2 protein-coding genes are annotated in these 2,290 nt (G+C 44.0%); one reads left to right on the top strand and one right to left on the bottom strand.

The window, feature by feature from the left end; translation table 11 throughout:
- Positions 1 to 132: 132 nt before the first annotated feature.
- A complete protein-coding gene (locus tag M3200_RS03055) occupies positions 133 to 1,023 on the top strand; it encodes a fumarylacetoacetate hydrolase family protein (protein ID WP_022382069.1) in 891 nt (296 codons plus the stop codon).
- A gap of 68 nt (positions 1,024 to 1,091) precedes the next feature.
- On the opposite strand, the gene M3200_RS03050 is transcribed toward M3200_RS03055, so the two are convergent.
- Positions 1,092 to 2,290 (bottom strand): MFS transporter (locus M3200_RS03050; RefSeq protein WP_288178104.1); only part of this gene is annotated, 1,199 nt, incomplete at its 5' end.

Genomic DNA, 2,290 nt, shown 5'->3' with positions numbered 1-2,290 from the left:
TACCGATTTACACAAACTATTTTACACTCCCGGCAATACAGGAAAGATCCCTTAATTAACTCATAAACTATGATATAATACGATTAACAAAATTTATTATGGTCTAAAAGCTTCAGAAAGGTGCGTAATTTTATGCAGAGACTTGTTTCATACAATATTAACGGGCAGCGCCAGTGGGGTGTACTCACAGCAGATGGCAATTATATCTATTCAGCAGAAGACTTGGAGGAAACCTATTTCATCCCTCTCGGAGAGAGCATGGAATCTTTCATCGAATTCGGTGAAGAAGGCCTCCTGAATCTGGCAAAGGTTCTGGAACTTAACAGCAATGATAAAATGATAACCCCGATTCCTCTTAATACAGTTCAGCTTGAAGTCCCCTTCTATCCAAAACGCAATGTATTCTGCGTTGGCAAGAATTATAAGGCGCATATCAAGGAATTTGACCACGCTGAAGATCCACAGGCTCCTGGAAGGCCGATTTTCTTCACAAAAGCTGCCACATCAGTCATCGGCCCTGAGGAAGATATCGATGCTCACACGGCTACAACCCACCAGCCCGACTATGAAGGTGAACTTGGCGTCATCATTGGAAAACGCGGAACTAATATCTCTGAAGAAGATGCCTTAAAATATGTCTATGGCTATACCATCATCAATGACGTGACGGCCAGAGATCTTCAGAAGTCCCATATGCAGTGGTTTAAAGGAAAGAGCCTGGACACGTTCTGCCCGATGGGTCCGACTGTCATGATTGGCGACTGGCCGGTACCGTTTACGATTTATACCAAAGTCAATGGAGAGCTTCGTCAGGAAGGAAATACACAGGATCTGATTTTCTCCATCCCAAGACTTATCGCTGAATTATCTGAAGGAATGACCCTCCTGCCAGGAGACGTTATCGCAACCGGCACTCCGCAGGGTGTAGGAATGGGTTTCAATCCGCCTAAATTCCTCAAAAAGGGAGACACCGTAGAAATAACAATCGACCCCATCGGAACCTTGAAAAACACAGTAAAATAAAGAAAAACTGATGCCAGAATCATTGAAATGGCATCAGTTTTTTATTTATGTAATTTTAGACCAATCACTTAATATTCGCCCTTTTTGATTCTTGAGAAGAATAACCTGAAGCCAAGCAGCAATTGTATGACTCCGGCGGCTATATATACCTCCCGGATGCTTCCGGTCATGGAGACAAAAGACGCCAGTATCGGTCCTATCATGTTCCCAAACTGCTGCGCCGTATTTGATAATCCAAAAACACGTCCTCTAAATGACGAAGGTGTATATTTCACCAGTGCAGCGTTCAGGGAAGGATTAATCCCAATGACAAAACATCCCACCAGGAACTGACAAATACCGAATCCTATGATTGAACTTGGAATCGACTGTGCAATCGTAATCACCCCGGCAAAGGAGAGCGTAATGAACATGGCAGCATAGTATCCGCGGCTTTGGCCGAACTTGCCCCAAAGGGCTGTGGTCAAAGCACCTGCCAATCCGCCGCTGCTCATAATAAATCCTGAAACAAGCTCTACATTGCCGCTGTCCCCCATTAACTTTCTGACCCATAAAGAGGTGACAGGCTGTATCATCAGGATTGTTACCTGAAGCAGGAACAAAATTGCAAGCAATTCCCTTAAATGATCATTCTTCAATGCATATGATATGTCATCTTTTATCGATGTTTTCTCTCTGTCAGTACTTTCCTCTCCCTTTAAAGCAGGTTCATGGACAAAGAATATAACGGCCAGCGATACGATCCATAGAAATGCTGCCGAGACAAAAAAACTTCCTCTCATACCAATGAATTCTGACAAGGCACCGCCCAAAAGAGGACCGCAAATCCCCCCGATTACAAGAGCTGTCTGTGCAGCCCCTAAAGTTACGCCTATTTCAGATGACTGGACGCTGACAGAAATAATCGCCATTGCAGCTGCCACAAAACCATTGGCAAATCCCTGGAAAGCTCTTGCCGCCAGAAGATGATATTCATTTTGACATAAACCGCAGAAAAGATAAGAAAATCCGAGCAGGATGCCTGCACGAACCGCCATTTTCTTCTTGCCGCTTGTATCTGCTAATTTTCCCCAGATTGGACCCATGAGAGCTGCGACAAAAAAGCATGATGAAAATACCAGCCCTGTCCAAAGAGTCAGCTGCTCTTCCGGGACTCCCAGCTCGGAAAGGTATAGAGGAAGAAAAGGTATCACTATGGTATATCCTGCTGATACCAGAAACATACTAATAATTAATACAATTACGTTCCGTTTGAATTTCACTCTTT

It is taken from the genome of Dialister sp. CAG:357, assembly GCF_000435155.1.
In the GTDB taxonomy this organism is placed as follows: Bacteria; Bacillota; Negativicutes; order Veillonellales; family Dialisteraceae; genus Dialister; species Dialister hominis.
This window is presented reverse-complemented; position numbering and strand designations above follow the sequence as displayed.

Excerpts from the sequence above, each read along its gene's own strand:
- M3200_RS03055 (WP_022382069.1), top strand. The coding sequence starts at position 133 with ATGCAGAGACTTGTTTCATACAATATTAACGGGCAGCGCCAGTGGGGT.